The organism is endosymbiont of Riftia pachyptila (vent Ph05), assembly GCF_000224455.1.
Lineage (GTDB): Bacteria > Pseudomonadota > Gammaproteobacteria > Chromatiales > Chromatiaceae > Endoriftia > Endoriftia persephonae.
In genome coordinates, this window is record NZ_AFOC01000166.1 from 1 (window position 1) to 4,361 (window position 4,361).

A 4,361-nucleotide genomic window follows, 5' to 3' on the forward strand; every position below is an offset into this window, starting at 1 on the left:
TTACCTGGTTGGCGTGTCGCCGTTAATAAAGATCGGTTGGGAGCGTTATGTTGCTGGCCAGTTCAGTGGAAATGATAGTGATGGGACAAAAGGAGAAGGGAAGTGATTGCGAAAATAAAGAAGAAACAGGAAGAAACAGGGGACAGACCACGGTTGTCAGCCAAGAAAACCGTGGTCTGTCCCCTATTCTCCAAAAAAAGCGCGAAAATCGGGAAACCTAAACCAGCTATGGAAAATTCAAACACAGACCCCAATCGCAGAGAGAAGGGAAAATGAAAAGCGAAACGCTGAATCACAAACAATCAACCACTTGCCGCAGGCGAAGGAACAAGCTCAGGTAGAAGAGCAATACCCGGCAACTGAGGGCCGGTATTGGCAGAGGGATATAGAAGGACAACATAAACGAAATGACTCGCGAGGTTAACAAAGAAGAAAAAAAGAAAGAACAGGATCGACAAAAAACGCTGCGCGCCAACCTCGGCAGTAGGAAGAGAACCACACCGAGGCACGCCGCGGAACACGTCAAAGACAACGCCGATACGGACCCTGGAGAGAAGCGCAAACGACCACGCCCCGCCAAAACCCCTGAATCCAAAAGGCGCAGTTATGAATGCAATAACCCAAACCCGAACAAGAGGGAATAGAACACCAGGGACAACAGCACAGAACGAACCCGTCCCCAAAGCCAGGCCAACACCCCCTGCAAATAGGTGGCTATGACCACCGGCCAGGATCATCACGGTGACGAAATAAAGAAACGAAGGGCACACGCGAAACGAGAGGCAGCCAAAAAAAATGAAAAAAAAAGGTGTCTCGATACACGAGAGCCAAACAAGCAGCACAATCTAAAAGGCGAAGCGAAGCGTACCATTAATAAGCGAACCAGCCCCACGTAGCGAGAAGAAGCGGAGGCGAAGCAAGGATGTGGTGAGCCGAATCAGGACGCGAACAAAAAGTCCGATAGCAGGGCAAGCAAGCGAAAATAAGGCCCAACTACGAAACGTAAACGCTCGAATCCACCACCAGCAAAAGAATCCAAACGAGAGCAAAGCAAGGAGGGAGAAGGATAAATGAAGAACAAGCGCAAGCAGATACACAAAAGGCAAAACATTGAGAGGAAGATACGAAAGAGGATACGAAATATAGAAAGACATACAGGACAAAAAAAAACACCCGAAAGCCGAGAGACGCAACACAACAAAATGCAAAGGCAAAAACAACAACAGCAGACCCAACAGCCAAAAAAACCGAAAAGCAGGAATGAACCATGCTACAGACAATAACGAGACAACAGCTTGTGGACTACAGAAGGCGTATCGAATCGGGGGGGGTAAAGGCCGTCCGCCAAGTCTATGCCGAACTCTACGGCAAAGGCTATAATTATGCGGGCTGGGCCGCAGGTGTGGCTAATGGTGACACAGTTGCCGGTCAAGCAGCCCTCAACTATCTGAAAGGTACTGCTTTGATGGGTATGGGCGGTGAAGAATGCATTAATCTTTCGTTGGCAGAGATCGATAATATTCGTGTCGATATGGCAGAGGGATATATCAAGGCACTTATTTCGAATGCCGATCAGAATGGGGGTTGGATTGATCGGGATGTTCGCTATAACGAGACGATGAAGTTCCATCAGGAAGCATTTGAGAAAAATAATCTTAGCCTCGAAAATTGGACGCTCTATACCCCCATGGAACTGATTCGCAAAGAGTATGACGACCAGGCCGTCGAAGATCTATGGGCGCAGATCCGTGATACGGGAGGTGATGGTCCGGATGCCGTATTGGTAAACATCCACCTACTAGGTTTTGTTTTTAGGGAAGGCTATTCATCGGATCCGCAGGTTCAACAACAGGCACAGGGTTGGCTTGAACAGTTTAACGACGCCAAAGAGTGGCTTGGGCCGTTATTTAATGCATGGGATAAGACACTCTCCTCTTGGGGCGATCAAATTGCGCCACAGTTTCTTGACTTCGCCTTCGGCTTGGGCGATGCCATCAACGGCCTGGAAAGTTCAATGAAAGGCTTGATCAGCGACCTATTTGGGGCAGCAAATGGCTATGGCTATGACCCGCTAATCCTAGACCTGGATGGCGATGGAATAGAAACCACGGGGCTATCCAGCGGTACCTATTTCGATCACAACAACGATGGCTTTGCCGAGTTGACGGGGTGGGTTGGTTCTGATGATGGCCTGCTGGTTATTGATCGAAATGGCAATGGCCTGATCGATAACGGGGCTGAACTGCTTGGTGATCACACCATCCTCAATAATGGACGGTTTGCCGGCAATGGTTATGGTGCGCTTAGGGAGTTGGATGAGAATCGCGATGGCCGCGTCGATAGTAAGGACAGTGGCTGGGCCTCTCTGAAGGTGTGGCGTGACCTCAATGGTAATGGCAAGACCGATAAGGGGGAACTGCTGAGCATGAACAGTGCGGGGGTGAAGTCCCTGGACACTGGCTATAACAGCATTCGATATACCGATGTCAATGGAAACTTACATCAGGGCTATGCCGGTTTTACTCGAACTGATGGCGCTATCGGCCAGATGGCGGATGTCTGGTTTGATGTTGATCGTATCTCAACCCAGGAAATCGATCGTGTGGCCGTATCGGATTCAATCGCCAAACTCCCCTTCCTGCCAGGTTTCGGGACGGTCGGCGATCTGCATCAGGCGATGATGCGTGATTCGAGTGGCAAGTTGGCCAGGCTTGTCAAGCAGTTGCAGGGCGCCTCAATCCGGGAGCAGCGGATGGCGCTGACGCAGCAGATCATCTTCCAGTGGACCGGTGTGGAGGATATCGCCTCCAATAGCCGTGGCGGCAAGGTAGATGCCCGTAAACTTGCTGCGGTTGAGGCGTTCATGGGGGAGTTCTTTCGCGGGAGCAGCAACAGTATTCCGAATCAATGGGCTGTTCACTCTCTCAATAATGCTTATGCCGCCCTACAGGATAGTGTCTATGCGGGTTTTGCCAAGCAGGGGTGGTGGCGGCCCTATCTGGATTCAATCTCCATTGGTCTGACAGACAAGGGCGTCGAGCTGGATTTCTCAAAGGTAGAGGCGCAGCTTGTCGCAAAGCGTAACAAGAATGCAAAGGGGGCGCTGATCGATCTGCTCGAACTCCATGAGTATGTTGGCGGATCTCTGGGAAAAAGTGGTTGGAACAGCCAGGTGATGTTGGGTCAGTGGTTGAGTACGCTTCAGAATCAGGTTGATATCGATGCCACCCTCAACGATTTTGGTATCGGCCGCTCCGGCAGGCAGTATGGCAAGTCTGATGATGAGTTTCTGGTTGGTAGAAAAGGCTCGGATAGGATCGAAGGCCGGGGCGGTAATGACCACCTGCTCGGCCTGCGGGGAAATGACCAGCTCTATGGCGGCAATGGCAACGATCTGCTGGATGGCGGAAGCGGCAATGACGGCCTGTATGGTGGCGATGGTGATGATATCTATCTATTCCGTAAAGGTTCGGGATGGGATTATGTGCGCGAATCATCCTCATACTACAGGCGCCCCAGCCATGATGTGATCCGATTTGAGGATGTGGCGTCGACAGAGGTTCGGGTGGTTGTGAACCGGAATGACCTGGTGTTGCGCTATGGAAATGGTGATGCGGTGAGGGTCGGTAACTACTTCTATCAATCCACTGGTGGGACCAATCAATATATTGGATCGTTCCAGTTTGCCGATGGTGTGACCTGGACTCAGGCCGATATTTTGAAACATGCGGTGGCCTATGGGACCAACGGTAATGATCGTCTTCGCGCCTATAGTGACGCTGGCACCCGTATCAGTGGCTTGGGCGGTAATGATCGGCTCTATGGTGGTAACGGAACCGATAGGTTGTTCGGTGGGGCGGGTAGTGATGGGCTCTACGGTGGTTATGGTGTCGATGTCCTGAACGGTGGTGCGGGTAACGACTACCTGTCCGGTGGGCAAGGTATCGATTTCTACGTCTTCGGCCGGGGGCACGGTAAGGATGTGATTTCCGATAACGACGGGCAGTCGAAGACTGGGCGGCTTGTTTTTGGCAAGGATATAGATGCAGAAGATCTCTGGTTCAGCCGCCAGGGTTATGACCTGCAGATCGATCTGCTGGGGACGCAGGATCGAGTCACCATCGATAACTGGTATTACGGTGGTAATTACCAATTGAACCGGGTTAGAACCGCCAGTGGTGAGCTGTTGCTGAACAATCAGGTGGAGCGCCTGGTGAGTGCGATGGCCGCTTTTTCACCCGAGGCAGCGGCCAATGGCTCGTTGACTCCCCACGAACAGGCAACGATGAATCAGGTGATCGCCGCCACCTGGACCGCGGCCTAAGCGGACGATCGATCTGGGCTAGGGGGCTCTACCCTGG

General features: G+C 51.7%; 2 protein-coding genes. One reads left to right on the forward strand and one right to left on the reverse strand.

Annotated elements, in window-relative coordinates:
* Window positions 1-302: 302 nt before the first annotated feature.
* Window positions 303-842 carry a hypothetical protein gene (locus tag RIFP1SYM_RS17665; protein ID WP_139042186.1) on the reverse strand — a complete coding sequence of 180 codons (540 nt, stop codon included), beginning with the start codon at window positions 840-842 and terminating at the stop codon, window positions 303-305.
* A gap of 425 nt (window positions 843-1,267) precedes the next feature.
* Here RIFP1SYM_RS17665 and RIFP1SYM_RS18670 point away from each other — a divergent pair, with 425 nt between their 5' ends.
* Entirely contained in the window at window positions 1,268-4,324 is a 3,057-nt protein-coding gene (locus RIFP1SYM_RS18670; protein WP_005966781.1) for a calcium-binding protein, read from the forward strand.
* Window positions 4,325-4,361: the final 37 nt, after the last annotated feature.

Coding starts and splice junctions, on each gene's coding strand:
- RIFP1SYM_RS18670 (WP_005966781.1), top strand. CDS start 1,268: ATGCTACAGACAATAACGAGACAACAGCTTGTGGACTACAGAAGGCGT.